Genomic DNA, 26,787 nt, shown 5'->3' with positions numbered 1-26,787 from the left:
AGAAGGGGCACGTTTTAACACTTCAGGCTGGTGGTAGCAAGGGAATGGGGCATCCCTGCCCCGGATAACGAGCGGCGTTCTCAGAATGCGTAGCCCACCGAGACTTTAAAGGTACGCGGTTCGCCCTGGGTGATGTAGGTACCTGAATCATCCACGCTGGACCAGTAGTTTTCATTGGTCACGTTGTCGATACCCGCACGCACCGTCATCTGATTTTGATTGTGGTTAACGGCGAAGCGATAACGCATACCCAGATCCAGCGTGGTGTAGCTGTCCAGCTTTTTGGTGTTCGCCAGGTCCGCATATTGCGTGCCGGAGTGGTTCACGCGCGCGGTAGCGGTCAGGCCATCAATCGGTTTGATGTCATACTCTGCGCCCAGAACGGCATAGAAATTCGGAACGCCAATCGCATCGTTACCCTGGTTGAGGCCGTTGTTGGTTTTGGTCAGCTCCGCCTGCAGCCAGGTAGCGCTAGCGTTCAGACGGACGCCCAGCAGGGGCTCACCGAACACATTCAGCTCCACGCCGCGGTTACGCTGCTCGGCATCAAGACCATAATGACCGTTGCTGTTGAGGATCGCCGACGGCATTTTGATCTCAAACAGCGCCAGGGAGCCGCCCACGCGACCAAAATCCGCCTTCACGCCCACTTCGTTCTGCTTAGAGTGAACGATGCCGGTGCTCTGCCCGTAGTTGGTGGCGGTGTTAGGGGCTGATTGACCCGGCTGCAGCGCTTCGGTGTGGTTGGCATACAGGGAGATCGCCTCCCACGGCTTGTAAACCACGCCGTAGGTAGGCATCCAGCGGCTGCCGTCGAAACCGTCTGCTTTATTTTCCTGCCCGGTAATTTTGTTGTATCCGCGAATGACCACCTTCTGATGACGCGCCCCGGCGGTAAACAGCAGTTTGTCGTCCAGCACGCCCAGCGTATCACTCAACAGCCAGCCCTGCGTCCGGGTACGCCCGCTGGTGAGCGGATCGCTGTAATTTCCGCCTAAGCCGTTGAAACTGGAGCTATCCGGCATATCCACACCGGTATTGTGGTAGATATTGGCGGTTGGGTTATCCGCCGCCGACGACATTTTCCAGCCGATTTTTTCGTTTTTGGTCATCGCGGAGTAACCGACGTTGACTTTATGCGTTACGAAGCCGGTAGCAAAGTTACCGCGAATACCCGCCATCCCGCTGACGGAATCGCTGATGCGGTTGGTATCAAGACGGCTGACCGTCGCCTTACCGCTTTTATCCAGCAGCTTCGGCGCGCTATAAATCCCTTCTTCGTGAGCGTGCTGTGCGCCGAGGCCGGTATAGGCCGTCCAGTTATCGGTAATGTCGTACTCGCTGCGCCACATCCCGAATTCATTTTCGATGTTACTGTAGGCCCATTTCTGCGAGAAGTTGCGATCGTTTTTCGGCGGTTCAGGCACGAAATCCACGGCGGAGATATTGACGCTGGTCGGGCTGCCATGGAAGGTTTTCTTCTGATACCCCACATCCAGCGAGGTGCGGAAATTGTCGCCTTTGTAGTCGAGGCCGGTGGAGAGCAGCGTAGTGCGGCGGCGATCGTTGGGCACCCCGCTTTCCCCTTCGCGATGGACGAGGTTCACGCGCGCGCCAAACTGGTCGTTGTCGCCATAGCGACGGCCCGCATCCAGCGTAGTGCCAAACTGGGAATCGGAGGTGTAATCGACGCCCACTTTTGCCTGCGGCGTTTCATCCGCGTGTTTCGGCTCAAGGTTAATCATTCCCCCCACGCCTGAACTTGCCGCGCCGTTCATCAGGGCGTTTGCCCCTTTAAAAATCTCAATGCGGTCGACCATCTGCGCATCCACCACCTGACGCGGCAGAACGCCGGACAGGCCGCCGAAGGTCATGTCATCTCCGTCAAACTTCAGGCCACGGATACGGAAGGTTTCGGCGCTGTTGCCGTAACCCTGAACGTACTGCACCCCCGCGTCGTTAGCGACCACATCAGCAATGGTTTTCGCCTGCTGATCTTCTACCAGCTTCGAGGTGTAGCTGATGATATTAAACGGCACGTCCATGGCGTTCTGCTGCCCCAGCATCCCCATGCGTCCACCGTTCGCCACCTGCCCGTCAAGGAACGCCGGCACAAGCTGGTCGCCGCCGGGTTTAAAATCGCTGGCAGGCGCAGACTGGACAATCAGGGTGTCTTCTTTCTTTTCATCCGCCGCCAGGGCGGAGTGCGTGACCGCGCCAATGGCGAGAGCCAGCAGCGTTTTATGCCTTTTCGTGTTGTTCATAATTAACTCATTAAACGTGCGCGCAAAAAGGGCCCGTTGTCGGGCCTTAGAATGTAATCAAGTGCAATGCAAATGAGAACTATACGCATTACATGATTGTTGGCAAGCGTAAACGCACGTCACTGCGTGAGAAAATCGGTTAACAGGCGCGGGAAAGCAGGAGGACGTATGGACGGGATAGCGTGGCATAACCGCCCCGTTTCCGGGACGGTCTTTCAGGCGCGGCGGGAGAACGATAAAACGCGGGCGGTTCCCGCAACATCAATACGCACAGCCGTACCCGGATTCCAGCCAGGCTGGCTTACAGTCTTCAGAACAACAGGCTCCTGATGCCCGGCAAACGCCAGGGTGAGCGTGGACAAATGACCGGTAAAATCGACATCAATTATCGACACCGGGCTTTCATGCGGCGCGCACGCCGTCACGCGCAGTTGTTCAGGGCGCATCATGACCCGGCCCTGCCCGGTGGCATGCGTATTGTTGGTGGGTATCTCACCCAGCGCGCACACCGCATGGCCGGCGGTAAGCTGAGCGGGCAGGATCACCGCGTCGCCCAGAAACAGCGCGGTCTCTTCATCAACGGGCTGAGTGTAGACGTCATACGGGGTACCCACCTGGGTAAAGCGCCCGGAACGCATTACTGCCACCTGGGTGGCAAAAGATAATGCTTCGTTTTGATCGTGCGTCACCAGAATCGAGGCAACGCCCGCTTCCGCCAGCAGGTCAGCGGTCGCTTTGCGGGTCATGGCGCGAAGACCGGTATCGAGCGCCGAGAACGGCTCATCCAGCAGCATCAATGAAGGACGCTGAGCCAGCGCGCGGGCGAGCGCCACACGCTGCTGCTGTCCGCCAGAAATCTCATGCGGCCAGTGGGTCGCGAGCTGCCTGTCCAGCGACACCATCTCCATCAGCGCCTCTACGCGCTGGCGCTTTTCGTGGCGCGTGCCGTCCAGCCCCCAGGCAATGTTGTCTGCAACGCTGAGATGCGGGAATAACGCCCCCTCCTGGGGAACAAAGCCGATGCCGCGCAGATGGGCGGGAACGAAGCTGTTTTCGTCAAACAGCGTTCGGCCCTGCATCACTATCCGCCCGGCGTCCGGCGTTTCGAAGCCGGCAAGAATGCGCAGCAGCGTCGTTTTCCCTGACCCGGACGGCCCGACTATCGCCGTCCGGCTCCCCGGCGCAACGCTCAGGTTTAAGCTGTCGAGCACCTGCACACCGGAAAAGGATTTAGAAATAGACGTTAATTCAAGCATGTCATAGTCCTGCAATTTTTTTCGACTGCACGTAGAGGATGGCGGTCAGCGGGAGTGAAATCAGGATCATCAGCATCGCGTACGGTGCGGCGGCAACATAATCGATCTCACTGGTCAGCGCCCAGAAACCGGTGGAAAGCGTGCGTGTTCCCAGCGGGGAGAGCAGCAGCGTGGCGGTCAGTTCGTTGCTGACGCCGAGGAAAACAAGCGCAGCCCCCGCGGCGGCACCCGGCGCGGCCAGCCGCATGGTGACGCTCCACAGCGCCTTCGCAGGCGTGCTGCCAAGGCTACGCGCCACGTTTTCCAGCTCTACCGGCGCCTGTGCAATCCCGGCCCGCAGGTTGATGAGCGCGCGGGGCATAAACATCAGCAGATAGGCGAGGAACAGCGTAATTTCCGTCTGATAAATGGGGCGGGCGTAATGAATCGTCACCGTTACCAGCGCGAGAGCGGTCACAATCCCCGGCAGCGAGCTGGTGATGTAGATACACCCTTCCAGCATCCGGAAGACGCGGTGCGGATAACGGATACCAAGCCACGCAATGGGGATCACGCAGGCCGTGGTCAGCAGTGCCCCACCCACGCCGAGTATGAGCGTCTGGCGCAGGGAGTGCCAGAGGTCCGCGCTCATCCAGTTCTCAATACCGCCCAGCCAGACCCAGCGACACAGCACAATTAACGGTACGCCCAGCGCCAGCACGATCAGCGTGAGGAAAAACAGCTGGCCCAGCGTGGCCGCGACCGGCTTCAGCGGCCAGCGTTTCTGTTCACGTGCGGCCCCGCCGCCGATGCGCGCATAGCGTGCTTTTCCGCGCGTCACCCCTTCCAGCATTAAGATGGCCAGACAGCATAAGGCCAGCACGCCCGCCAGCATATTGGCTGCCGGGCCGCTGAAGGTAGACTGAAACTGGTCATAAATCGCGGTGGTGAACGTATCAAAGCGGATCATCACGTACAGGCCGTATTCCGCCAGCAGGTGCAGCGCGACCAGCAGCGCCCCGCCGCAGATAGCAAGCTTGAGCTGCGGCAACACTACGCGGAAAAAGACCCGCCACGGCGGCGTGCCGAGCGACGCGGCCACATCTTCAAGGGTCGGGTCGAGGCGGCGCAGTACCGCGGCAACCGGCATGTAGATAAACGGGTAGTAGGCTAAAACAGAGAGGAATACTCCCGCGGAAAGACCGTGCAGGGAGGGGACGACGCTCACCCAGGCATAGCTTTGTACAAACGCGGGGATTGCCAGCGGGGCGACCGCCAGCGCAGACCATATTCCCCGCCCGGCCAGCCGGGTACGCTCCGTGAGCCAGGCTATCGCCACGCCGGTCACAATACAAAGCGGAACCGCTAAGGCCGTCAGCCATAGCGTGTTGCTGAGCAGCTCAGCAACACGCGGGCGGAACACCAGCGTCTTAATGGTCTCCCAGCCCGTCTCAATGCCAATGGCAATGATAAAACCCAGAGGCAGAAGCGCCATTAATGAAAATAAGACAGCTAACGCAACCATCGGCAGCGCAGGTCGCCTGCGGGCAGGCTCCTGCATCCTGTTTTTTCCGATGTCGAGACTCAGACCAGACATAAGGCGTTCACTTAACTCTCAGGATCACAGCAGGCCGGCTTGCGTCATCAGCTCGATAACTTTTTTGCTGTTAAGCGTTGAAGGTTCCACTTTCGGCGCATCCAGATCTTTCAGCGGAACCAGTTTCGGGTTAGAGGCCGCGTTCACGCCAACCGCATATTCAAACGCGTTGTTGGTGCGCAGGCTCTCCTGACCTTCTTTACCGGTGATCCACTTGATGAATGCCTGAGCCTGTTCTTTGTGTTTGCTGGACGCCAGTACGCCACCGCCGGAAAGGCTGACAAAGGCACCCGGATCCTGATGTTTGAAGTAGTAGAGTTGGGTGTTTTTGCTGTTTTCACCCGTTTTGGACTGATCGACAAAACGGTAGTAGTGATAAATCACACCGCCATCAATCTGGCCGGCGTTAACGGCTTTCATCACGGTGCTGTTACCTTTGTAGGCCACAAAATTGGTTTTCATCGCCTTCAGCCACTCAAGGGTAGCCTGCTCGCCTTTCAGGGCCAGCATCGCACTCACGATCGCCTGGAAATCCGCGCCTGACGGCGATGCCGCCCAGCGGCCTTTCCACTCAGGTTTCGCCAGATCCATCAGCGATGTTGGCAATTGCTGTTCGCTCAATTTTTCCGGGTTATAGACAAACACCGTGCTACGCGCAGCAATCCCGATCCAGCGGCCGTGCGCAGGACGAAATTCCGCAGGCACCTGCTTCAGGGTCTCTGCATCCAGTGGCGCGAACAGTTTGGCATTATCCACCAGAACCATTGAAGGCGAGTTTTCCGTCAGAAACACGTCTGCAGGTGATGCCGTGCCTTCCTGAACCAGCTGGTTACCCAGCTCGCTGTCATCGCCATTACGCAGCGTCACCTTAATACCCGTTTCTTTGGTAAAACCGTCAACCCACGCCTTCACCAGATTTTCATGCTGCGCGTTATAAACAACGATACCTTCGTTGTTATCAGCGGCAAGTGCCTGTGTGGAAAGGAAAAGAGATGAAGACAACAAGGCAAGCGAGAAGCATGACAACAGGCGAGAATTCATGAACATATCCTTTATAGACCAGGGTGATTTACCACGCATAGCGTTGTGGGACAGGATTAAAGCATACAAAAACGCTAATGATAATTAGTATCAATCAAGTTTAGTCGTAAAAGTGTAAAATATTCTTATACAGCGGATAAATATGATAAAAATCCAGATTATAAAAATGGATGAAATAAAGATTAAGAAAACCTTAGGCTGGAAAAATAACAAATATTCATTAGCGTTCTATTTATTTCCCGATTATTTAATCGACAGAATGAGATCGGCATAAACGTGTATTTAGCGTAAAACGGGAGAGTGGAAGCGAAAAAGGGTGAAGGCAGTAAATGGCACGCCCTGTAGGATTCGAACCTACGACCTACGGCTTAGAAGGCCGTTGCTCTATCCAACTGAGCTAAGGGCGCACTGAGAAGAGTGAACTTCGCGGTGGTGAAACGCCTGGAATTATACGGTCAATGACAGGTGAGTCAATGCCTTTTCGGCTTTCAGGGGCAATTACCGCTAGCCGATTGTAAATACGGCTGTTTTTTCAACATTCATCGCTTTTCCGTCGTAGAATTTCGCGCTGCGAAAAGGCTTAGTTGCATTTAAGTAACGCCTGCTGTTTTCCTGAGCGTCAGCTCGTCACACTAGTGTGAGGTATCCCGGCCGCCTGGAGGCTGACAGACAACAGGACCATGGAGTGACAGCGCAAAACCTGACCTATACGCCCCCCCGGTTACAGTACCTTTCTCAGGACATCGTCGGCATCAAACTTGAGCCCATCGTCGCCCTCTCCTCTTTACGCAGGGTCGGCGTGGAGGTCCTTAGCGTCCTGTCTGAAACGCAGCATAGCGAAGCCTTTTTCCGCCTTCAGTCTGCAGACTGGTCGATAACGCTGCTTGAAGCACAGCTCACCGCGTTAAAAAATACCCCGCACTGTAATAATTTTTTCATTAATCTGCCGATAACCGTCCTGACAGAGCCCGACGCTTTTCAGCGGCTTAGCCGGATAAAATGTCCGCCGCTGAATATTGAACTTGTCGACCCCAGTGCTTTTTTAACGCTGTCAGCCGCGCAGAGGCAGGCCGTTACCCGGAGCCTGTTGCAGCTCATAAGACAAGGTCACGGTATCTGGCTGGATGACATTGATGAAACACTCATCCCGCCCTTTTTATCCTGCCGGTTACCGTTAAGCGGCGTAAAAATCGATAAGGATGCATTCTGGCGTCTACGCGCCACGCCCGCGCTACGGCAACTGGTGTCCCGGTGCTTTCAGCTTGCCGGGAAAGTGCTTATTGAAGGTATTGAGACTGAGCAGGATTGTACCTGGGCACTGCAGGCAGGCGCAGAACTCGGCCAGGGCTATTACTGGCCGTCCTGGACATGGCCGGAGGATTAAAAAGCCATTTCCAGGGGGGAGTCCATGCGAATGACAGTGCGCCGTTACCGGCGGCGGCGTACAGGAAGTGATGCACTGGGATTTACGCGCTCGCCTTTTGCTCCCCCCTTCTTCGACCGGCTCGAATTTTTGAGCCAGTCCATCAGCCAGCCCCGCAAAACAGACGCTCCGTTTATCATTCTGGTGACGGAGGATCATTTTCTGCGCACCGGTTTTCTCAACGGCCAATTTCCCCTGAGCAGCTGTTGCGACTATCCTACGCTGGAGGATGCGTTTAGCGCCCTGGCCCAGTGGCCATCCGCCCGTCTGGTGGTGGATATTGAAAGCCGCTCCACTGCGCTGATCGACAAGCTGGATCAGCTCAGAAGGCATAGCCTCTATCCCCCTTTTCTGACGCCCTATCTGTTAGTCAGGGCGGATAATTACGATACTCGCCTGTTCTGCAAAGCGGCGGGCCCTTTTCACGTACTCGAACGTCAACTGACGCCGTCTGCTTTCCAGCACAGCCTGATGGATACCAGCCCTCCCCAGGGCTGCGATAAAGACTGGTTCTCCCGCACCGAATGGCCTATTTTGCAGGAGTTATCGCGGGGGAAGACCCTTCGCCAGATAGCGTTGATGCAGAATCGCCCCTATAGCCGCATTATCTATCGTCTCAGCTGCATTCTGTTGAAACTGGGTCTGACCCATCGCCAGGAACTGCTGCACCTTCTCAATAACCTCTCAGACTGCACCTTCTAACCCACCCACTAAGCCCTTATTTCCTAAAGACCTTTAGGAATTTACTTATCAATCATGTTACTTATTTGTTAAATTTTAACAATAATTTCAATTTTATAACTATTCCTAATTTACGGGCTTAAACCATGTGAAATGTCACAGAATGAATAATCTGCAGTACTTTCCTCCGTGCGTTAAGTGTTTGATAAAGGAGTTAATAAGACGATAATGATGTAAAAACAAGCGGCTCGGCGAGACTGCCTGGCAGTCGAAAGCGAAGTCTGTAGTATGTTCTGCTGTACGACGGGTGCCCTTTCCGGCGGCGACCCGATCACTTTCAAACGAAGGTCTGGTGCCCTCTGTGAACACTTTTTCGCCATCCGATCCCGCTTTCAGCCCCTGAAAACGGCCTTCGATTTGTTAACATTTGATCAACATACAGTGTGATATGTCATTTTTTGTTATTACATAAAGATCAAAAGATGTGGTAAATGGGATAACAGGATATTTAATCTAATTTTAAAAAAATAGCTATTCGGATCCAGAAGATAATACAAAGTAATAAGCGAGGGGTAATTTACAGGGTTTTCGGAAAAAACTTACACGGTATAATAAGACGCGTATCAAATATGAATAAGAAAAACCTTTTTGCCAACACCAGCCAAATGAGATGACCGCGCTGAGGCATAGATTTCTTCACTACGTTAACAAGGATGCTTTCGCTCTTTCCAGGGAAATACTACGGTATAAGGATCTGCACATTTATCCTTCCGGCATTTCGAGAGTTTTAACCAAACTCGGCATAACGCTTTTAACAGTCTGAGGCATTAAAAATGAAACCGGCATCCGTTATCATTATGGACGAACACCCTATCGTCAGAATGTCGATAGAAGTCCTGCTACAGAAAAATAAAAACATCACAGTCAAACTCAAGTCTGGCGACAGCCATGAAGTCCTTGACTGTATCCGTAACCACCCTATCGATCTGGTGATCCTGGACATCGAACTTACGGGCACAGATGGCTTCGCTTTACTGAAGAGAATCAGAAACTTAAATAAAGACATCAAGGTCCTGTTCCTCTCTTCAAAATCCGAGTCTTTTTACGCGGGACGCGCCATTCGCGCCGGGGCAAATGGTTTTGTCAGTAAACGAAAAGATTTGGGCGAGATCTACAACGCCGTTGAAATGATCCTGATGGGCTATTCTTTTTTCCCGTCGGAAACGTTGAATTTTATAAACCATTTGGGTTCGGGGAAAGGGATGGTCGCGGATATGCCATTATCGAATCGTGAGGTGACGGTATTACGTTACCTGGCAAATGGTTTATCCAATAAGGAGATTGCAGAGCAGTTGCTATTAAGCAACAAAACCATCAGCGCACATAAATCCAATATTTATTCCAAGCTGGGTGTGCAAAGCATCGTTGAATTAATTGATTATGCCAAAGCACACGAACTGCTATAACCTGAATTCACTCCCTGCAGCTTATCCGAGCTGCAGGGAGTGCGGTCAGCGCTAATTATAATTAATCATGAAGGTGGCATCAGCATCAGCCCGTCCGGGCTGAGGGTTATCAGCAGTGGCAATATAATTGGCATAAAATGACAATGTCGCATTTCCCTGCGCATCAACCGCTACCGGCTGGCTGGCCTGCTGAAGTGCCAGACGCGTTTTATCCGCATCCCTGATCTCGACGGCAACGTTGCTTGCCGTACTGGCGTCATTGAGCGCCAGTAACCCGTTATTGCTTCCGTCGGCTTTACCCGAAAACGTGATGGACGCCGCACCTGGCGGACAGCCGGTCAGCTTCAGCGTAAACGCCATGGGCTGCGTGCGGCTTCCCGTGGTGCTGAGCTGTTTCGTGGGCCAGGTTCCCAGCGTGACGGTCTTGTCGCTATCGCTGCCCTCGGCCACACAGGTAAAATCAACAATGTTGCCGTACATCTGAATATTGATCTCCCCCAGCGCAGTGGCTGCCTGCGCGCTGGCGTGAAGCATCATCAGTGTCATCGCGGCGAAATGCCAGTTCCGGTTCCGCATCTCTTCCCCTTAATCGTAATCCACACGCAGATAACCCCGCGACGTAAAACGGCCTTCCGCAGGCTTATTCCCCGTCACGCTGACCGGCCAGACCCGGATCCCCACCTGCGCCTGCGCACTGTCGTCGAGCCGGAACGGAATTTTGCTGGTCAGGTTGTTGGGTGTTAGCGGGGTACCGCTTTCGTTGGCAATCACAAACCCCACATCGGGGTTATCCGACACCACCGCGTTGCTGGAGACCTTTTCTGCCTCAACGCGCATCGTCAGCATTGCGTTCGCTTCCACGTTGGTGCATTTGATGGCGATGGTTTTGCTTTGCGCGGTTACCCCCTCCGGTTTGTTACCCGCCCCGGCCTTGCTGAACAGGGAGGCCCCGATATCGCCGAAGTCAAACTCCACGATATTCCCCGCATTGATGGCGCAGCTTTGCGGCACCTGAATGGTCCCGCTGTAGCTGATGGTGTAGACCGGCGAGGTTAACGGATCAGAAGAGGTAGTGGTGACATAGACGCGGAACATGGTCGCCCGCGGGATCACCACCATATTTATAAACCGTCGTGTCACTTTAAGGCGAAAGACGAGGCTGGAATCCTGAACGCCAAACGGTTTGTTTTTAGAGACGTTCGGGTGACTCCCCATCTGGATGTAACTTTTTGGCGGATAAAATACGCCAGCAAAGCTGTCCGTAATTTTCATTGCCCCATCCAGATAGTCGTTTAGCTTCAGGTACTGATAGCCATCACTCGTTCCCGTGACCGGGTAATCGGTAACATAACTACGTTTGGTCGTGTTTCCGGTGGTGCCCTTCGGGCAGACGGCATTCACCCCCACCCACTGCGATTTCTCGCTGAGCGTCACCACCTGTCCGATCTGGTTATTCGAACTGTTAAATTTATCCGTCAGGTCGTAATGCACCTCCGTAGGGACGCCCTTTTCATTCACACACACGGTGGCTAAGGCATTCCCCACGGGCAAAATAGAGAGAAGTGATAAAGCCAGGCAATGGATTTTACTCACAGCGAATCCCCTTAAGTGTGATTGCCTGTTGCAGGCTCTTTTCTGGCAAGCTGTAGTGCGCACGACACTGGGATTGCATCCCGTTGCCCCACTGGATCAACAGTTCACCTTCCAGCGGCAGGCCGCTCAGGTAAATCTGTCCGTCATCGCCCACCATACTGGTGACGCCGCTCTGGGTTTCACGCACCACAGCACCGAATGGCACAGGCTGGTTGCCGCGCGTGACGGTCAGCAGGGCGCGCACGCCAATACGGGTATCAAAGCTGGCGCGCACCAGCGCCCCTTTTGTCGGCACCACGCTGCTCACGTTATTTTCGATATCGGTGTTATTGCTCATGGTGTTGGTATCCAGCGCCACGCGGTTATAGCGGTAGACGGTGGCATACGGCATCACCGCATAGCCACGCCAGTCGGTTTTCACACCGGTCTGGTTTTCCACGCTCACGCCCGATGCTCCCGGCGCTTTGATCAGAACGTTGGTATCACCCAGCGGCTGGCTGAAGGTTACGCCATCCGCATGGCCGACCACGCCGCCGGAGAGCTGCCAGTTGAGATCGTGCTGGTCGCGTGCGTAGTTGTAGCCCACCCCCAGCGTGCCGTAGGTTGCCTGCCAGTTCGCGCTGGCGCTTCCGCTTGAGCCGTTATTGCTGGTGTGGCCCTGGGTCACGCTGTAGTTCAGGTTGCGATCTTCCAGCAACGTCCCACTGACCCCGGTTTGCCAGCTTGTGTCGCCATCACTATTACGGCTGGCTGACGCCGTGGCATAGGCGCGGTCAATGGCGCTGTCCCGACGAAAACCCTGGCGGGTAAAGAGGCTGAACGGTACGGAGACGTTAAACGACGCGATTCGGTCCGTGCCGTCTATCCCGACGGATTTGTTCCATGACCAGGACACGGAGTAGTTGACGCCCTTCACGCCGCCCGCGTACCCCAGTTGATACCAGAGGTTGGACTCATCGGTGCCCCAGTACGTCTGTTCGCTACCGGAGATATAGACCGAGCCGTAATCCCCCAGCGACTGGGAAATATTGAGCTGGAAGCGCCCTTTTTTATTCCACGTCAGGTTGTGATAACTCTCCACATCCGGCACACCGTCATCATCCTGGTTGTCGGCATACTGGTAGCCTTCCATTGAACGCCACGCGACATCGTCCAGGGTGTAGAACCCTTTTGTGGAGTAGCGGTAGCCCAGCAGCTGGAAGTTGGTTCCGAATCCGTTAAGCGATTTTGCATAGAGGAAACGCAGCGACTGCCCTTCATGGCGGCTGTCATCCGCGAGCTGGCTGCGGGCATGGGTGATATCGAGCGACACTGCCCCCCAGTCACCGAGGTTTTTCCCAGCCCCGATGGCCACCGCGGTATAACGTGACGCGAGTTGGGTACCGCCGTACAGCGTGTAGCCGTCGCCAAGCCCGGTAATCAACGTACCCTGCGTGAAGAATGGCGTATCCTGTTCGCTGTTGCCGCTGCGGTAATCCCCGGCCACCAGGTCATACTTCCAGCGACCTTCGCGCTGCAGGAGGGGCACGGTGGAATACGGCACGGTATAGCGCTGCTGGCTGCCATCTTTCTCTTCAACCGTCACCTCAAGGTCACCGCTTGATGAGGTTGGGTTGAGATCGGTGATGGCAAAGGCGCCAGGCTGTACATAGCTTTGATAGATAACGTAGCCGTTTTGTCGAACGACCACTTTGGCGGGCGTCCGGGCGATGCCGCGAACGGTTGGCGCGTAGCCCTGCAGGCTGTCCGGGTACATGCTGTCAGACGAGAAGAGCCGCCCGCCGCGAAAACCCACGCTGTCGAAAACGTCATTACCGGTATTGCTGTCGCCCAGCACCAGCTCGCTTTTCAGCGGGATCACGGTGCGCTGCGCCCAGGTGCCAATATTCTGCCAGTTGCTGTGCCGCTGCCCGTTATTCTGCGTGTAACGCCATGCGCCATTATTGCGTAAACGCCACGCGCCATAGTTCAGCCCGCTCTGCAGGTTCAGATAATAGCTGTCGTCCTCGCTCCCGCGGTTGCCGGTAAAGCTGTAGTTCACCAGCGCGGCAGGGATCCCTTCATCCCATTGATCGGGCGGAATGTAGCCGCGTGCGCTGTTCTGCATCGCCACCTGTGGCAGGCTGATATTCAGGCGCAGCGAGGCGAAGTTGAACGCGATCTCACTGCCGGGAATAGCCTTCGCCAGGGGAATACAGGTCTCCCCTTTCACGTTAACCAGCTCAGGAAAGGCTGCGATATTGACGCCAAAACGCTCCAGCATCACGCGCGTAATGCACGGCGACAACCCACCGGCAACCGGCGGTGTATTGTCGGCCTGCTCGAAGCGCACATCCTGCGTCGCGATAAACTCATCGTTACGCCAGATATCCACGCGATAAACGCCAGGCGCCTGCTGGTGACCTTGTTCAAAACGCGATAAATCCGCCACGTTGGCGGTGTCATCGGACAAGAAGGCCGGGTTAAAGTAGCTTTCGCTCCAGCCAGCCTGTGGCCAGAGCGCTGCCATCAGCGCCAGTGCGACCGGGCAGTAACGTCCCTGGTGATTATTCATCGCGCTGACTCTGCTCACAGGTTGACGCTACGCGCCGGCGTAATGGCACCGTAGTCATTCACGCTCTGCCAGGAGAGCGTACCGCTTGCGGCGGCTGGCAGTACCTGCTGCGCCGAGTTTTTAGGCGCAACCATCAGGTTATCCAGCGTCTGTCCGCCCAGCTTCATATTGACCAGCGTGATGTAATACGGCGAAGCGTTACTGACTTTGAGGTGGTTGCCGACGCGCTCAAAACGCAGCTGCGAGAGCGCCTCTTCCGGCTGCATCGGCAGATTTGTCGGGCGGACAAACAGCTTGATCCGCGACAGGATGGCCAGCTGCAGCACGTTATTGTTTTCCGTTTTCGCTTTGTTCACGGACGGGATCGCTTTCACGTTCATGTAGAAGAGCGATTCACGATCGGCAGGCAGCGCGGGCCCGGCATAAATAATGCGCAGCGTGTTTTCGCTGTCCGGCTCGCTGACAAACAGCGGCGGGGTCACGGCAAAGGTTTTTTCTTTTTGCCCATTCGCATTTTCGATCCACGCGTTGATTAAATAGCGCTCTTGTTTATTGCTGTTGGTGATCGCCAGCGAAGTTTGCTTTGCATCTGCCGGATAAATAACGCGGGTGGCCCCCAGCGCAATACCGCCGGAAGCATTTGCGCATGCAGAAACCATCATTAAAATTAACGATAAAAACAGTCCTGGTTTAATTAGGGTATTCATCACAACCGTACCTTTAATAATGTGTTCGCAGGTGTTATGGATAAATCAACGTAAACCAGACATCCGACTGAATATTGCCTGGCACGAGGTGTTCGGAAATAGCCCGATAGCGGGCGCTAAAATGAAACGCAAGCTCACTGGTATTCACCGGCAACCAGCTGACGGCCGTTGCGTTCGGGATAATCTGACGTTGTTGTTCGTCAAAAAGAGCCAGCCCGACGCCGCTGCTTATCGGTGATTCACCTGGCCGCGATGTCGCCAGAAAAACCTGCGGATCTTCTGCTGGCGTAACGCCCTGAAACTGGATCCCCACGGTGCGCGAGACATCCACGCTGCAATCCAGCAGCCGCACGGTGAAGGGCACATTGACCGTGGAAAAACTGCCCACACCGGAAAATGAATTGGTTCGGTACTGCCCCATTTCGATGCGCATGTTCTGGCTGTCGGGTGCCACGGCGCAGCCGCCGTTCACCAGTTCACCTCTGAGATGAACTTTGCCGCCGTCGATTACCACGGTATGTGCTGAGGCCTGGCAGGCCATCGCAAGGGTTAACAGCAGTAGTGTTCCGGTCCTTGTCATCCTTCGTTCCTGGCCTTTGCGTATGACGGCCTCTTCCCTGAGGCCTGAACATCCCTGTGCGGAGGAATTACTCGTATTTCATTACGAAAGTGGCGTCAGCGTTTGCCTGGCCTGGCTCGGTGGTCGCAGCCGTTGATTTGTAACGCGCGGTGAAGTTCAGGGTGTTAGTCCCTTCGATCAGGTTCTGCGCGGCAGAGAAGGTTGAACCATCTGGAGTCAGGGTGGTGGATTTGCTGTCGAGGATCTCGATGCCCACGCCCTTCGCGGAGTTGTCGTTGTTACCAGAGGTTACCGCCAGCAGGGTTTTGTCGGTCGCGTCGATCTGACCGGTGAACGCAACTGCGGCCGTTTTCGCAACCAGCGGGTCACAATCATTCAGTTCAATGGTGAACGGAATATTAGAGGTGGTGTCACCCACTTTCGTGAACTTCGCGGTACGGTATTGGCCCAGGTTAACCGTCTGCTCGGAAGAATCAGTATTTACTGAACATGCAGCATTAACCAGTTCACCTTTAAAGTGTACGGTACCGCCATTTACGGTAACCGGAGTGGCTGGATCTGCTGCATTTGCGGCACCCGCAACCAGGGCCAGAGTAGCAATAACAGTAGAAGCAATGTTGCTGAGTTTCATGTCTATTCCTTTAAAATGTAAATAACCCTTCCCGCGAATAATCGGGAATAAGAAATACGTTCAATTGATTAATTGAAAGCTTATTTCGGAGGAGACAAAGTAGCTCATGAATGTATTTTAAAATATGTCAAAACGCTGTCATTTCGCCAGGTCACATCCTAATCCTGCCTAAGAAATTGACCATCCCCTCAGAAGGGTTTTTACGGCCTCCTGATGAAAACTCGCAAAGGGTGACTGACAGCGGCGCTCGCTTCTGACAAAATACAGGCAATCCCCCCTTTCAAACGTTACAGACGGAATCTTCTCTCTGATGGCAGCAAAGATTATTGACGGTAAAACGATTGCGCAGCAGGTGCGCTCTGAGGTCGCGGAAAAAGTGAAGGCGCGTAAAGCTGCCGGAAAACGCGCCCCCGGGCTGGCCGTTGTGCTGGTCGGCAGCAACCCGGCATCGCAGATTTATGTCGGCAGCAAACGCAAAGCGTGTGAAGAGGTGGGGTTCGTCTCCCGCTCTTACGATTTGCCGGAAACCACCAGCGAAGCAGAACTGCTGGAACTTATTGATACCCTGAATGCCGACAACGCGATCGACGGTATTCTGGTTCAGTTGCCGCTGCCAGCCGGCATCGACAACGTGAAGGTGCTGGAACGTATCGCCCCCGACAAAGACGTTGATGGTTTCCACCCGTACAACGTGGGCCGTCTGTGCCAGCGCGCCCCGCGTCTGCGTCCGTGCACGCCGCGCGGTATCGTTACGCTGCTGGAGCGTTATAACATCGATACCTACGGTCTGAACGCCGTGGTCATTGGCGCATCAAACATTGTCGGCCGTCCGATGAGCATGGAGCTGCTGCTCGCTGGCTGCACCACCACCGTGACCCACCGCTTCACCAAAAATCTGCGTCATCACGTAGAAAACGCCGATCTGCTGATCGTGGCGGTCGGGAAGCCGGGCTTTATTCCGGGTGAATGGATTAAAGAAGGCGCGATCGTTGTGGACGTCGGTATTAACCGTCTGGAAAACGGGAAAGTGGTCGGTGACGTGGTTTACGAAGATGCTGCGGCTCGCGCCTCTTACATTACCCCAGTTCCGGGCGGCGTAGGCCCGATGACCGTTGCCACACTGATTCAGAATACTTTGCAGGCATGCGAAGAGTACCACGACGTAGAGGACGCGTAAGATGGCCACATTTTCATTAGGTAAACACCCGCACGTTGAGCTGTGCGATCTGCTGAAGCTGGAAGGCTGGACCGAAAGCGGCGCACAGGCCAAAATCGCCATTGCCGACGGGCTTGTTAAGGTGGACGGCGCAGTGGAAACCCGCAAGCGCTGCAAAATTGTCGCGGGTCAGACCGTGAGCTTTGAAGGGCAAACCGTGACGGTGACCGCCTGATGCTCTCCCCCCCTCTCCCGTCGGGAGAGGGAACCCACATTCCCCCACACCCATCACGGTTAATTATCGATCGACTTCAAATAATCACTATTTCATCTGTTGAAAAGTGAAAATTCTGTTGCGCGTTTTTCACTCTTTCCCCACGATAAGTAGAACGTTCTACTAAAACGTTCTACTTACAATAACAGCGCCAAAAAAAGCGCTACTCGGGGGAAATCAGCATGAGTCTGATATCAGGGTTTGTTAAATCGCTCTCTAAATTATCGATGATTGGTCGCGCGTTAATGCTGCCAATTTCACTGCTTCCCGCTGCGGGCCTGCTGCTGGCCTTTGGCGATAAGTTTCACCTGCCGCTGATGATGAACGCGGGCGGGGTTATCTTTGATAACCTGCCGATGCTGTTTGCCATTGGTTCCGCCGTGGGGCTGGCATCCGAGTCCGGCATTGCCGCGCTCTCGGCGGCGGTCTCGGTGTTTGTCACCAACATCACCATCAGCACCGTCTTGAGCATCACGCCGGAAATGGCGTCTCAGGGCGGCAAATACGCGATGGTGGTCGGCATCCCGACGTTGCAGATGGGCGTCTTCGGCGGCCTGATCTGCGGTATTCTCGCCGCCTGGTGCTATAACCGTTTCCACACCCTGCAGCTGCCAGAGTTCCTCGGGTTCTTCTCCGGGAAACGCTTTGTGGCGATTGCGACAGCGTTTCTCTCTTTCCTGCTCGGCCTGCTGTTGCCGTATGTCTGGCAGCATATCCAGGCGGGCATCGATGCGCTCTCCGTGGTGGTTAATGGCGATAATCAGGCAGCCTCGACCTTTATCTTCGGTCTGGTGGAACGTGCGCTGATCCCGCTCGGCCTGCACCACATCTGGTATCCCTCTTTCTGGTATTCGTTTGGGGATTACACCACCCAGGCCGGTCAGGTGATTCACGGCGACCAGACCATCTGGTTTAAGATGCTGGAAGAAGGGGTCAAATCCTTCAGCAGTGACAGCTACCAGAACGCAGGTAAGTTCATGCAGGGTGAATTCCCGCTGATGCTGTTCGCGCTGCCTGCGGCGTGTCTGGCGATGTACCACGAAGCGCACACCAAAAATAAGAAAATCGCGGCCGGTATTTTGTTCTCTGCGGCGCTCACCTGCTTCCTGACGGGGATCACCGAGCCGGTTGAATTTACCTTTATCTTCGTCGCCCCTATTCTGTACGTCTTTAACGCCATCATGGCCGGTCTGGCGTACATGACCATGTATCTGCTGCATGCGCATATCGCCAAGTCGTTCTCTGCGGGCTTTATCGACTACCTCTCGTTCGGGATCCTGCCGTCATTTAACGGCTACAAAACTAACTTCCTGAACGCCATTATTATCGGCATTCCGATGGGCCTGATTTACTACTTCACGTTCCGCTTTGTGATCCGTCGTTTCGACGTGAAAACGCCGGGCCGTACAGAAGTGACCGCCAGTGCGGACGATAAGTCAGATTCAGAACTCGCCACAGAGATCATCAACCTGCTGGGCGGCGCGCACAACATCGACTCCGTCGGCTCCTGCATCACCCGTCTGCGCCTGGAAGTGGCAAAAAGTGAAGCGGTTGATAAGGACGGTCTGAACGGCCTTGGCGCCCGCGGCGTAGTGTTCGTCGGTGATAACGGTATTCAGGTGATTTTCGGTGCCAGAGCACAGTTTATCGCCCAGACCATGTCCACCATGATTGGCAAATAATAAGATGCCTGAACGACACGTCTCCTGTACGCTGGGGGACGTTGTCTTATCTGGCTGATAATCGGTAAATTTCAGGGAGCGGTTTTGAAGAAAGTCAGCATCATTGATGTCGCAAAGCATGCGGGCGTTTCGGTCTCCACCGTGTCGCTGGTGCTGCGCCAGAAAGGGAAAATTTCAGACGCAACAATCGCGAAGGTCAATGCTGCCATCACTACGCTGGGCTATGTTCACAACGTCGCCGCTGCCAACCTCCGCGCTAACACCTCCAACCTGATCGGCCTGATCCTGCGCGACTTTAGCGACAGCTTTTCCATTAAGGTGATGGCGAGCATCGTCCAGGAGCTGGAGAGACAGGGGTATATGGTTTTCCTCGGCCAGCCGCTGAACGACCATGAACATCTTGAGCGCTGCCTGCTGTCGTTTAAACAGCAGGGGGTCGCCGGCGTTATCTATCTGGCCTCTGACACCCGGGCATCCTCGCTGCCGGAACACATCCGCCAGTGCCCGCTGCCGCTGGTGGTGGTCTCTCAGTCCCTGCTGGATGAAAAATGCAATCTGGTGATGCGCGACAACCGCCAGGCGGCGAACCTTGCCGCGCGTTATCTTATCGAGCGCGGACACCGCAACATTGCCTACATTGGGGGTCGTGAAGGCTGCCTTATCCGCGAGCAGCGATTGCTCGGCTTTCGCAGCGCGATGACCCAGAACGGCCTGGTCTGGCGTGAGGAATACTCGCCTGCGTGTAGCGATGACACGCTGGCCGCAGGTTTCGCCACCCGCCAGCTGCTGGAAAAAAACAACACCATTACCGCCCTGCTCTGCCACTCGCCGGATGCGATGATCGGCTCCATCTCCGGCATTCATCAGGTGGGGCGCACCGTGGGGAAAGATGTGTTTCTCACCCAGCAGGTCGCGCTGGTCGGTTTTGAAGATATGCTGCACGTGAACCTGACGTCTCCCTCGTTTACCTACGTTTCCTCCGCCAGTGAGGAGACGGGGCGTCAGGCGGCGGGGTTGATCATCCGCAAGTTAAAAGAGCCGGAACTGCAAACACAGCGTATCACCCTTTCCGGGCAGCTTATTGCCCGGGAATCGGCGTAAATAAGACGCTAACACCATCCTCATTGCGCCCATTCGCTGCTATATTTCCCTGCTTTGCCATGGATAATCGCAATGCCTACCGTTATCACCCACGCTGCAGTGCCTTTGTGTCTGGGCTTAGGCCTGGGACGTAAAATCATCCCTCCCCGCCTGCTGTTTGCCGGCGTCGTCCTCGCCATGCTGCCGGACGCCGACGTGCTGGCGTTTAAGTTCGGCGTTGCCTACGGCAATGTGTTCGGCCACCGCGGCTTTACCCACTCCCTGCTGTTTGCCTTTGTGGTGCCGATACTTTGCGTACTGATGGGCCGACGATGGTTTCGGGCAAGCCTGACCCGCTGCTGGCTGTTCTTAACCGTGTCTCTGCTGTCGCACAGCTTGCTGGACTCCATCACCACCGGGGGAAAAGGCGTCGGCTGGCTGTGGCCGTGGTCAGATGAACGGTTTTTTGCACCGTGGCAGGTCATTAAGGTCGCGCCGTTTGCGCTGTCACGCTATACCACGCCCTACGGGCATCAGGTGATTATGTCGGAGCTGCTGTGGGTGTGGCTGCCAGGGGTTGTGCTGATGGGGCTGTTGTGGTGGAAGCGGAGGTAAAAGCAAAACGGCAACCCAGTTGCCGTTTTAGTGTTTGCACCCTCTCCCGGTGGGAGAGGGCATCAGCGCGCACCAGAATTATTTCCGACGCCAGGTGGTTCCCTGCGGGCCATCTTCCAGAATGATGCCCATTTCCGTCAGACGGTTACGCGCGGCATCTGCTGCCGCCCAGTCTTTCGCCTGACGCGCTTCCAGACGCGCGTTGATAAGTTGCTCAATCTCCGCCACTTCGCTATCGTCCGCCTGCGCACCGCTTTGCAGGAACAGATCCGGTTCCTGCTCCAGCAGACCCAGTACCGAAGAGAGCTTACGCAGATGGGAGGCCAATGCATTCGCCGCCGCCATATCTTCTGACTTCAGACGGTTAACTTCACGCGCCATATCAAACAGCACGGAGTAGGCTTCCGGCGTGTTGAAGTCATCGTTCATCACGTCAATAAAGCGCGCTTCAAACGCCTCACCGCCTGCCGCGGGTACAGATTTATCGGTACCGCGCAGGGCAGTGTACAGACGCTCCAGCGCCGCACGCGCCTGTTTCAGGTTCTCTTCGCTGTAGTTCAGCTGACTGCGATAGTGGCCAGACATCAGGAAGTAGCGCACGGTTTCCGCATCGTAATATTTCAGCACGTCGCGCACGGTGAAGAAGTTGCCCAGAGATTTAGACATCTTCTCACGGTCAACCATCACCATCCCGGAGTGCATCCAGTAGTTCACATACTCGCCGCCATGCGCACAGGTTGACTGTGCAATTTCGTTTTCATGGTGCGGGAACATCAGATCCGAACCGCCACCGTGAATATCGAAATGTTTGCCCAGCTGTTTGCAGTTCATCGCCGAGCACTCAATGTGCCAGCCAGGACGCCCTTCGCCCCACGGGGAAGGCCAGCTTGGTTCGCCCTCTTTGGACATCTTCCACAGCACGAAGTCCATCGGGTTACGCTTCACGTCCACCACATCAACGCGTGCACCGGCCTGCAGCTGATCCAGATCCTGACGGGAAAGCTGACCGTAGGTAGGGTCAGTCGGCACGGAGAACATCACGTCACCGTTCTCGGCCACATAGGCGTGACCACGTTCGATCAGCTTTTCGGTGATGTCGATAATTTCGTGGATATGGTGGGTGGCACGCGGCTCGCTGTCCGGACGCTGAATATTCAGGGCGTCGAAATCTTTGTGCATTTCCGCGATCATACGATCCACCAGCGCAACAAAGCTTTCGCCATTTTCGTTCGCACGCTTGATGATTTTGTCGTCGATGTCGGTGATGTTACGCACGTATTTCAGGTTGTAGCCCAGAAAACGCAGGTAGCGCGAGACAACGTCGAATGCAACAAAGGTACGGCCATGGCCGATATGACAGAGATCGTAAACCGTAATACCACACACGTACATGCCGACTTCCCCGGCATGGATAGGTTTAAATTCCTCTTTTTGGCGCGTCATTGTATTAAAGATTTTTAACATCGAAGATTCCATGTAAACACGTGTGTGGTTGAAAACCGGTTATTCTACCTGTAATTCAAACCTGAAGCAGCACACAATGCAAGGTGATCGCATCCTGTGGTTATGCTATAACAAGCCCCTATAGATGACCCAAACGCGGGTCGACGTACCACAATAACGGAACAGGATGCAAAAATGGTTACTTTCCACACTAATCATGGCGATATCGTAATCAAAACCTTTGATGACAAAGCGCCTGAAACAGTTAAAAACTTCCTGGACTACTGCCGCGAAGGTTTCTACAACAACACTATTTTCCACCGCGTGATCAACGGCTTTATGATCCAGGGCGGCGGTTTCGAACCTGGCATGAACCAGAAAGCGACGAAAGAAGCGATCAAAAACGAAGCGAACAACGGTCTGAAAAACACCCGTGGTACGCTGGCGATGGCGCGTACGCAGGCTCCTCACTCTGCAACAGCCCAGTTCTTCATCAACGTTGCTGACAACGACTTCCTGAACTTCTCCGGCGAAAGCCTGCAGGGTTGGGGCTACTGCGTCTTCGCAGAAGTGGTTGAAGGTATGGACGTAGTAGACAAAATCAAAGCCGTGGCGACCGGCCGCAGCGGTATGCATCAGGACGTTCCAAAAGAAGACGTCGTGATTAACAGCGTGACCGTCAGCGAGTAATTCGTGGCGACACTCTTTATTGCAGATTTGCACCTGCAAACAGAAGAACCGGCGATCACCGCCGGTTTTCTGCGTTTTTTACGCGGTGAAGCGAAAAGTGCCGATGCACTTTACATTCTGGGTGACCTGTTTGAAGCCTGGATTGGCGACGACGATCCCAACCCGCTGCACCGTGAGATGGCGGCTGCCATTAAAGCGCTGGTCGATTCCGGCATCCCCTGCTTCTTTATCCACGGCAATCGTGATTTCCTGCTCGGCAAGCGCTACGCCCGCGACAGCGGCATGACGCTGCTGCCGGAAGAGCAGGTACTCGACCTTTATGGCCGAAAGGTGTTAATCATGCACGGTGACACACTCTGCACTGACGACACCGGCTATCAGGCGTTTCGCGCTAAGGTTCATACCCCGTGGATCCAAAAACTATTCCTGGCTCTGCCGCTGTTTATCCGCAAGCGGATCGCAGCCAGAATGCGTGCCGACAGTAAGGCCGCCAACAGCGGCAAATCCATGGCCATTATGGACGTTAATCCCCAGGCGGTAGTCAGGGTCATGGAAAAACACCGCGTTCAGTGGTTGATCCACGGTCATACTCATCGTCCCGATGTGCATACCCTTACCGCCAACGGCGAAGCGGCCCACCGCGTCGTCCTGGGGGCCTGGCACAGCGAAGGTTCTATGGTCAGCGTCACGCCTGACGGTGTGGAACTGATCGCTTTCCCGTTTTAACTTGCCAAAAATCATTCTATTTTTTTGAACAATATCGGCAAATTGTTTCGATTTTAATCAGCCCGTGGTCGGCCTATTATTTATCACATCAGGGCAACACGCCCTATCCCAGATAAAACATTTAAGGAATACGACCATGAAATCCATCAAAACTTTCGTTGCTGTTACCGCACTCTCTCTGATCTCTTTCGGTTCTTTTGCTCAGAGCGTCAGCGCCACTGCCTCTACCCTTGACCGCGCAGAAGCGAAAATTGCCGCTCAGGCTGCTGAACAGGGCGCGTCTTACAAAATCACCAGCGCTCAGTTTAACAACCGCGTTCACATGACGGCAGAACTGACCAAATAAGACGTCTGCTGACCGTGCCGCCCGTCAAAAGCACATCAAAGCACATCGATGCCTCATAAAACAGACCGCCAGAACGCGGTCTGTTTTGTTATCTCCTGAGGGCCACAACGGCTCATTTTTTAACCGCGCAACCGTTTTCCTTGCCCCTATTACATGCTATTCTCTGTGCCCTCGAAAGCAGTGTGTTTCGCACCACAGGAGTTTTAAGACGCATGTCTTCCCGCAATAATCCGGCGCGTGTCGCCATCGTGATGGGGTCCAAAAGCGACTGGGCTACCATGCAGTTCACCGCCGAAATCTTTGAAATCCTGAATGTTCCGCACCACGTTGAAGTGGTCTCTGCACACCGTACACCGGACAAACTGTTCAGCTTCGCCGAAAGCGCCGAAGAGAAGGGTTATGAGGTGATCATTGCCGGTGCGGGCGGCGCAGCACATCTGCCAGGCATGATTGCCGCCAAAACGCTGGTACCGGTTCTGGGTGTTCCGGTGCAAAGCGCTGCGTTAAGTGGTGTCGATAGCCTCTATTCCATCGTTCAGATGCCGCGTGGCATTCCGGTCGGCACGCTGGCCATTGGTAAAGCGGGCGCTGCCAACGCTGCCCTGCTCGCCGCGCAGATCCTGGCGACTCACGATAAAGCGTTACATCAGCGTCTGGCGGACTGGCGTAAAGCTCAGACCGACGAGGTGCTGGACAATCCGGACCCGCGGGGTGCGGCATGAAGCAGGTATGTGTCCTCGGTAATGGTCAGTTAGGCCGTATGCTGCGTCAGGCCGGCGAGCCGCTGGGTATTGCCGTCTGGCCCGTCGGGCTGGATGACGAACCGGAAGCCGTGCCGTTTCACCAGAGTGTGATCACCGCGGAGATTGAACGCTGGCCACAAACGGCCCTGACGCGCGAGCTGGCGCGTCACAATGCCTTCGTTAACCGCGACGTCTTTCCCATTATTGCTGACCGTCTGACGCAAAAGCAGCTGTTCGATAAGCTCGGGCTGCCGACTGCGCCGTGGCAGCTGTTGTCCGATAAAAGCGAGTGGAAGGATGTTTTTGCAATGCTGGGCGAGCTGGCAATTGTGAAGCGTCGCGTCGGCGGGTACGACGGTCGTGGACAGTGGCGTCTGCGCGCCGACGACACTCACGAGCTGCCGGACGATTGCTACGGGGAGTGCATCGTTGAGCAGGGCATTAACTTCAGCGGTGAAGTCTCGCTGGTGGGCGCTCGCGGGCAGGACGGCCATACCGTTTTTTATCCGCTGACGCATAACCTGCATCAGGACGGGATCCTGCGTACCAGCGTTGCATTCCCGCAGGCCAGTGCTGAACAGCAGGCGCAGGCAGAAGAGATGCTCTCTGCCATCATGCACGAACTCGGTTACGTCGGCGTCATGGCGATGGAGTGTTTTGTCACGCCGTCCGGTCTGCTGATTAACGAACTGGCACCGCGCGTTCACAACAGCGGTCACTGGACCCAAAACGGGGCGTCCATCAGCCAGTTCGAGCTGCACCTGCGCGCCATCACTGACCTGCCGCTGCCGCAGCCGGTGGTGAACAGCCCGTCGGTGATGATCAACCTGATCGGTACCGATCTGAACTACGACTGGCTCAAGCTGCCGCTGGTGCATCTGCACTGGTATGACAAAGAGGTGCGTCCGGGTCGTAAGGTCGGTCACCTGAACCTGAACGATACCGACACCGATCGTCTGGGCGCCACGCTGGAAGCGATTATTCCTCTCCTGCCGCCGGAATACGCGAGCGGAATTATCTGGGCGCAATCAAAGCTTAAGTAATACTCCTCTGCCGGGGAGTTGACCTTCCCCCTCCCCGGCGTACAATCCCCGCCCATTGCAGCTTAGTTTTCTTCTGGAAAAACCATGAACGATGGAACGGACTATCGCGCGATCCTCGCATCCGATACCCCTTTAATCGACGTTCGCGCGCCGATCGAATTCGCCCAGGGCGCGATGCCTGCGGCAATCAACCTGCCTCTGATGAACGATGATGAACGCGCCGCCGTCGGTACCTGCTATAAACGCCAGGGGCCGGACGCTGCGCTTGCTCTCGGCCATAGCCTGGTCGCAGGCAGTACCCGTGAGATGCGCATTAACGCCTGGCGCGAAGCCTGTCTCTCCCACCCCACCGGCTACCTCTGCTGCGCGCGTGGCGGTCAACGCTCGCATATCACTCAGGCCTGGTTGAAAGCGCGCGGCGTGGATTACCCGCTGATCGCAGGCGGCTATAAAGCGCTGCGTCAGACCGCGATTGAGGTAACCGCTGAGCAGGTGCAAAAACCGATGGTGCTGATCGGCGGCTGTACCGGGAGCGGCAAAACGTTGCTGGTGAAACAGCACGCGCAGGGCGTGGATCTGGAAGGGCTGGCACACCATCGCGGCTCGTCGTTTGGCCGCACGCTTACACCACAGCTTTCGCAGGCGAGCTTCGAAAATCAGCTCGCCGTCGTGCTGTTGAAAAAAGAGGCCGCACGCTGGGTGCTGGAGGATGAAGGGCGGATGATTGGTTCCAACCACCTGCCGGAATGCCTGCGAGACCGCATGGTTCAGGCGCCTGTTGTGGTAGTAGAAGACCCGTTTGATGTCCGTCTTGAACGCCTGCGTGAAGAGTATTTCGACCATATGTGGGCGGATTTTTCCGCTGCCTTTGGCGAAGAGGCGGGCTGGAAAGCGTACAGCGAATACCTGCACCACGGCCTGTTTGCCATTCGCCGCCGTCTGGGGCTGCAGCGCTTTGCAGACTTTACGGCGCTGCTGGATTCCGCCCTGCAGGAGCAACAACGTTCTGGCAGCACCGACGCGCATTTGCGCTGGCTTGCCCCGCTGCTGAACGACTATTACGACCCGATGTACACCTGGCAGCTGGCAAAAAAAGCGGAGAAGATTGTGTTTCGCGGAACGTTTGAGGACGTGGCTGACTGGCTCAATCGCTGAATCACGCGCACAAAAAACGGCAACCCAGGGTTGCCGTTTTCATATCGGGGTGACTCCCCTGC

At 55.3% G+C, this 26,787-nt stretch carries 25 protein-coding genes and 1 tRNA gene; 14 read left to right on the top strand and 12 right to left on the bottom strand.

Features of this window, described 5'->3' with window-relative positions; genetic code table 11:
* Positions 1 to 80: 80 nt before the first annotated feature.
* The 5 genes from AAIR21_RS10390 to AAIR21_RS10370 form a co-directional block, all read right to left on the bottom strand.
* A complete protein-coding gene (locus tag AAIR21_RS10390) occupies positions 81 to 2,264 on the bottom strand; it encodes a TonB-dependent receptor (RefSeq protein WP_151887117.1) in 2,184 nt (727 codons plus the stop codon).
* 215 nt (positions 2,265 to 2,479) lie between these two features.
* Entirely contained in the window at positions 2,480 to 3,520 is a 1,041-nt protein-coding gene (locus tag AAIR21_RS10385; protein WP_025204783.1) for an ABC transporter ATP-binding protein, read from the bottom strand.
* 1 nt (position 3,521) lies between these two features.
* Positions 3,522 to 5,096 (bottom strand): ABC transporter permease, encoded by a 1,575-nt coding sequence (locus AAIR21_RS10380; protein ID WP_183516588.1) that lies wholly within the window; start codon positions 5,094 to 5,096, stop codon positions 3,522 to 3,524.
* A gap of 24 nt (positions 5,097 to 5,120) precedes the next feature.
* The gene (locus AAIR21_RS10375; protein ID WP_032677574.1) at positions 5,121 to 6,137 is read right to left on the bottom strand and encodes an iron ABC transporter substrate-binding protein; all 1,017 of its coding nucleotides are present in this window, start codon (positions 6,135 to 6,137) and stop codon (positions 5,121 to 5,123) included.
* 330 nt (positions 6,138 to 6,467) lie between these two features.
* Positions 6,468 to 6,544: transfer RNA gene (locus AAIR21_RS10370), tRNA-Arg, on the bottom strand.
* Positions 6,545 to 6,822: 278 nt separating this feature from the next.
* Here AAIR21_RS10370 and AAIR21_RS10365 point away from each other — a divergent pair.
* From AAIR21_RS10365 to fimZ, 3 genes are all read left to right on the top strand, one after another.
* Positions 6,823 to 7,521, top strand: coding sequence for an EAL domain-containing protein (locus AAIR21_RS10365; protein WP_078774941.1), 699 nt, complete (start codon positions 6,823 to 6,825; stop codon positions 7,519 to 7,521).
* A 24-nt stretch (positions 7,522 to 7,545) separates the two neighbouring features.
* Positions 7,546 to 8,262: a helix-turn-helix transcriptional regulator gene (locus AAIR21_RS10360; RefSeq protein WP_032677572.1), complete on the top strand. Its 717-nt coding sequence runs from the start codon at positions 7,546 to 7,548 to the stop codon at positions 8,260 to 8,262.
* Between the two features lie 812 nt (positions 8,263 to 9,074).
* Positions 9,075 to 9,707 carry a fimbria biosynthesis transcriptional regulator FimZ gene (gene fimZ, locus AAIR21_RS10355; RefSeq protein ID WP_014168952.1) on the top strand — a complete coding sequence of 211 codons (633 nt, stop codon included), beginning with the start codon at positions 9,075 to 9,077 and terminating at the stop codon, positions 9,705 to 9,707.
* Positions 9,708 to 9,758: 51 nt separating this feature from the next.
* Here fimZ and sfmF read toward each other — a convergent pair whose 3' ends face one another.
* From sfmF to fimA, 6 genes are all read right to left on the bottom strand, one after another.
* Positions 9,759 to 10,283, bottom strand: coding sequence for a fimbria assembly protein (gene sfmF / locus AAIR21_RS10350; RefSeq protein WP_183516589.1), 525 nt, complete (start codon positions 10,281 to 10,283; stop codon positions 9,759 to 9,761).
* A gap of 9 nt (positions 10,284 to 10,292) precedes the next feature.
* Entirely contained in the window at positions 10,293 to 11,300 is a 1,008-nt protein-coding gene (fimH, locus tag AAIR21_RS10345; RefSeq protein WP_020885154.1) for a type 1 fimbria D-mannose specific adhesin FimH, read from the bottom strand.
* A complete protein-coding gene (locus AAIR21_RS10340) occupies positions 11,293 to 13,854 on the bottom strand; it encodes a fimbrial biogenesis usher protein (RefSeq protein WP_020885155.1) in 2,562 nt (853 codons plus the stop codon). The genes fimH and AAIR21_RS10340 overlap by 8 nt, the downstream gene beginning before the upstream one ends.
* A gap of 14 nt (positions 13,855 to 13,868) precedes the next feature.
* Positions 13,869 to 14,561 carry a type 1 fimbria chaperone FimC gene (fimC, locus tag AAIR21_RS10335; RefSeq protein ID WP_020885156.1) on the bottom strand — a complete coding sequence of 231 codons (693 nt, stop codon included), beginning with the start codon at positions 14,559 to 14,561 and terminating at the stop codon, positions 13,869 to 13,871.
* Positions 14,562 to 14,595: 34 nt separating this feature from the next.
* Positions 14,596 to 15,141, bottom strand: coding sequence for a type 1 fimbrial protein subunit FimI (fimI, locus tag AAIR21_RS10330; protein ID WP_020885157.1), 546 nt, complete (start codon positions 15,139 to 15,141; stop codon positions 14,596 to 14,598).
* A 67-nt stretch (positions 15,142 to 15,208) separates the two neighbouring features.
* Positions 15,209 to 15,772 (bottom strand): type 1 fimbrial major subunit FimA, encoded by a 564-nt coding sequence (fimA, locus tag AAIR21_RS10325; RefSeq protein ID WP_014168946.1) that lies wholly within the window; start codon positions 15,770 to 15,772, stop codon positions 15,209 to 15,211.
* A 310-nt stretch (positions 15,773 to 16,082) separates the two neighbouring features.
* Here fimA and folD point away from each other — a divergent pair, with 310 nt between their 5' ends.
* The 5 genes from folD (at position 16,083) to AAIR21_RS10300 (ending at position 20,579) form a co-directional block, all read left to right on the top strand.
* The gene (gene folD / locus AAIR21_RS10320; RefSeq protein WP_014168945.1) at positions 16,083 to 16,949 is read left to right on the top strand and encodes a bifunctional methylenetetrahydrofolate dehydrogenase/methenyltetrahydrofolate cyclohydrolase FolD; all 867 of its coding nucleotides are present in this window, start codon (positions 16,083 to 16,085) and stop codon (positions 16,947 to 16,949) included.
* 1 nt (position 16,950) lies between these two features.
* Positions 16,951 to 17,163 (top strand): ribosome-associated protein YbcJ, encoded by a 213-nt coding sequence (gene ybcJ, locus AAIR21_RS10315; protein WP_014168944.1) that lies wholly within the window; start codon positions 16,951 to 16,953, stop codon positions 17,161 to 17,163.
* Between the two features lie 221 nt (positions 17,164 to 17,384).
* The gene (locus AAIR21_RS10310; RefSeq protein ID WP_014168943.1) at positions 17,385 to 18,884 is read left to right on the top strand and encodes a PTS transporter subunit EIIC; all 1,500 of its coding nucleotides are present in this window, start codon (positions 17,385 to 17,387) and stop codon (positions 18,882 to 18,884) included.
* An 84-nt stretch (positions 18,885 to 18,968) separates the two neighbouring features.
* Entirely contained in the window at positions 18,969 to 19,985 is a 1,017-nt protein-coding gene (gene malI / locus AAIR21_RS10305) for a Mal regulon transcriptional regulator MalI (protein ID WP_078774943.1), read from the top strand.
* 72 nt (positions 19,986 to 20,057) lie between these two features.
* Positions 20,058 to 20,579, top strand: a complete 522-nt coding sequence (locus AAIR21_RS10300; RefSeq protein ID WP_040016810.1) for a metal-dependent hydrolase — start codon at positions 20,058 to 20,060, stop codon at positions 20,577 to 20,579.
* 78 nt (positions 20,580 to 20,657) lie between these two features.
* Here the strand turns inward: AAIR21_RS10300 and cysS are convergent, their stop codons facing one another.
* Positions 20,658 to 22,043 (bottom strand): cysteine--tRNA ligase, encoded by a 1,386-nt coding sequence (gene cysS / locus AAIR21_RS10295; RefSeq protein WP_059305797.1) that lies wholly within the window; start codon positions 22,041 to 22,043, stop codon positions 20,658 to 20,660.
* A gap of 174 nt (positions 22,044 to 22,217) precedes the next feature.
* Between cysS and ppiB the strand changes: the two genes are divergently transcribed.
* The 6 genes from ppiB to mnmH all read left to right on the top strand — a co-directional run bounded on the left by ppiB (position 22,218) and on the right by mnmH (position 26,725).
* The gene (gene ppiB, locus AAIR21_RS10290) at positions 22,218 to 22,712 is read left to right on the top strand and encodes a peptidylprolyl isomerase B (RefSeq protein WP_014168939.1); all 495 of its coding nucleotides are present in this window, start codon (positions 22,218 to 22,220) and stop codon (positions 22,710 to 22,712) included.
* A gap of 3 nt (positions 22,713 to 22,715) precedes the next feature.
* A complete protein-coding gene (lpxH, locus tag AAIR21_RS10285; protein WP_138013567.1) occupies positions 22,716 to 23,438 on the top strand; it encodes a UDP-2,3-diacylglucosamine diphosphatase in 723 nt (240 codons plus the stop codon).
* A gap of 136 nt (positions 23,439 to 23,574) precedes the next feature.
* On the top strand, positions 23,575 to 23,784 hold the full coding sequence (locus AAIR21_RS10280; RefSeq protein WP_044859257.1) for a YdgH/BhsA/McbA-like domain containing protein: 210 nt from the start codon (positions 23,575 to 23,577) through the stop codon (positions 23,782 to 23,784).
* A 212-nt stretch (positions 23,785 to 23,996) separates the two neighbouring features.
* Positions 23,997 to 24,506, top strand: a complete 510-nt coding sequence (gene purE / locus AAIR21_RS10275; protein ID WP_020885164.1) for a 5-(carboxyamino)imidazole ribonucleotide mutase — start codon at positions 23,997 to 23,999, stop codon at positions 24,504 to 24,506.
* Positions 24,503 to 25,570, top strand: a complete 1,068-nt coding sequence (gene purK, locus AAIR21_RS10270) for a 5-(carboxyamino)imidazole ribonucleotide synthase (RefSeq protein WP_025204827.1) — start codon at positions 24,503 to 24,505, stop codon at positions 25,568 to 25,570. The genes purE and purK overlap by 4 nt, the downstream gene beginning before the upstream one ends.
* An 84-nt stretch (positions 25,571 to 25,654) precedes the next feature.
* Positions 25,655 to 26,725, top strand: coding sequence for a tRNA 2-selenouridine(34) synthase MnmH (gene mnmH / locus AAIR21_RS10265; protein ID WP_014168934.1), 1,071 nt, complete (start codon positions 25,655 to 25,657; stop codon positions 26,723 to 26,725).
* Positions 26,726 to 26,787: the final 62 nt, after the last annotated feature.

The organism is Enterobacter sp. PTB (assembly GCF_051130085.1).
In the GTDB taxonomy this organism is placed as follows: Bacteria; Pseudomonadota; Gammaproteobacteria; order Enterobacterales; family Enterobacteriaceae; genus Enterobacter; species Enterobacter ludwigii.
The sequence above is the reverse complement of the archived record's forward strand: the minus strand, read 5'-3'. Positions and strand labels throughout refer to the sequence as shown.

Excerpts from the sequence above, each read along its gene's own strand:
- AAIR21_RS10380 (WP_183516588.1), bottom strand. The coding sequence starts at position 5,096 with ATGTCTGGTCTGAGTCTCGACATCGGAAAAAACAGGATGCAGGAGCCT.
- ppiB (WP_014168939.1), top strand. The coding sequence starts at position 22,218 with ATGGTTACTTTCCACACTAATCATGGCGATATCGTAATCAAAACCTTT.
- fimZ (WP_014168952.1), top strand. The coding sequence starts at position 9,075 with ATGAAACCGGCATCCGTTATCATTATGGACGAACACCCTATCGTCAGA.
- AAIR21_RS10375 (WP_032677574.1), bottom strand. The coding sequence starts at position 6,137 with ATGAATTCTCGCCTGTTGTCATGCTTCTCGCTTGCCTTGTTGTCTTCA.
- sfmF (WP_183516589.1), bottom strand. The coding sequence starts at position 10,283 with ATGCGGAACCGGAACTGGCATTTCGCCGCGATGACACTGATGATGCTT.
- fimA (WP_014168946.1), bottom strand. The coding sequence starts at position 15,772 with ATGAAACTCAGCAACATTGCTTCTACTGTTATTGCTACTCTGGCCCTG.
- fimC (WP_020885156.1), bottom strand. The coding sequence starts at position 14,561 with ATGAATACCCTAATTAAACCAGGACTGTTTTTATCGTTAATTTTAATG.
- purE (WP_020885164.1), top strand. The coding sequence starts at position 23,997 with ATGTCTTCCCGCAATAATCCGGCGCGTGTCGCCATCGTGATGGGGTCC.
- cysS (WP_059305797.1), bottom strand. The coding sequence starts at position 22,043 with ATGTTAAAAATCTTTAATACAATGACGCGCCAAAAAGAGGAATTTAAA.
- purK (WP_025204827.1), top strand. The coding sequence starts at position 24,503 with ATGAAGCAGGTATGTGTCCTCGGTAATGGTCAGTTAGGCCGTATGCTG.
- AAIR21_RS10360 (WP_032677572.1), top strand. The coding sequence starts at position 7,546 with ATGCGAATGACAGTGCGCCGTTACCGGCGGCGGCGTACAGGAAGTGAT.
- mnmH (WP_014168934.1), top strand. The coding sequence starts at position 25,655 with ATGAACGATGGAACGGACTATCGCGCGATCCTCGCATCCGATACCCCT.
- AAIR21_RS10390 (WP_151887117.1), bottom strand. The coding sequence starts at position 2,264 with ATGAACAACACGAAAAGGCATAAAACGCTGCTGGCTCTCGCCATTGGC.
- AAIR21_RS10385 (WP_025204783.1), bottom strand. The coding sequence starts at position 3,520 with ATGCTTGAATTAACGTCTATTTCTAAATCCTTTTCCGGTGTGCAGGTG.
- fimI (WP_020885157.1), bottom strand. The coding sequence starts at position 15,141 with ATGACAAGGACCGGAACACTACTGCTGTTAACCCTTGCGATGGCCTGC.
- AAIR21_RS10280 (WP_044859257.1), top strand. The coding sequence starts at position 23,575 with ATGAAATCCATCAAAACTTTCGTTGCTGTTACCGCACTCTCTCTGATC.
- ybcJ (WP_014168944.1), top strand. The coding sequence starts at position 16,951 with ATGGCCACATTTTCATTAGGTAAACACCCGCACGTTGAGCTGTGCGAT.
- AAIR21_RS10340 (WP_020885155.1), bottom strand. The coding sequence starts at position 13,854 with ATGAATAATCACCAGGGACGTTACTGCCCGGTCGCACTGGCGCTGATG.
- AAIR21_RS10300 (WP_040016810.1), top strand. The coding sequence starts at position 20,058 with ATGCCTACCGTTATCACCCACGCTGCAGTGCCTTTGTGTCTGGGCTTA.
- folD (WP_014168945.1), top strand. The coding sequence starts at position 16,083 with ATGGCAGCAAAGATTATTGACGGTAAAACGATTGCGCAGCAGGTGCGC.
- AAIR21_RS10310 (WP_014168943.1), top strand. The coding sequence starts at position 17,385 with ATGAGTCTGATATCAGGGTTTGTTAAATCGCTCTCTAAATTATCGATG.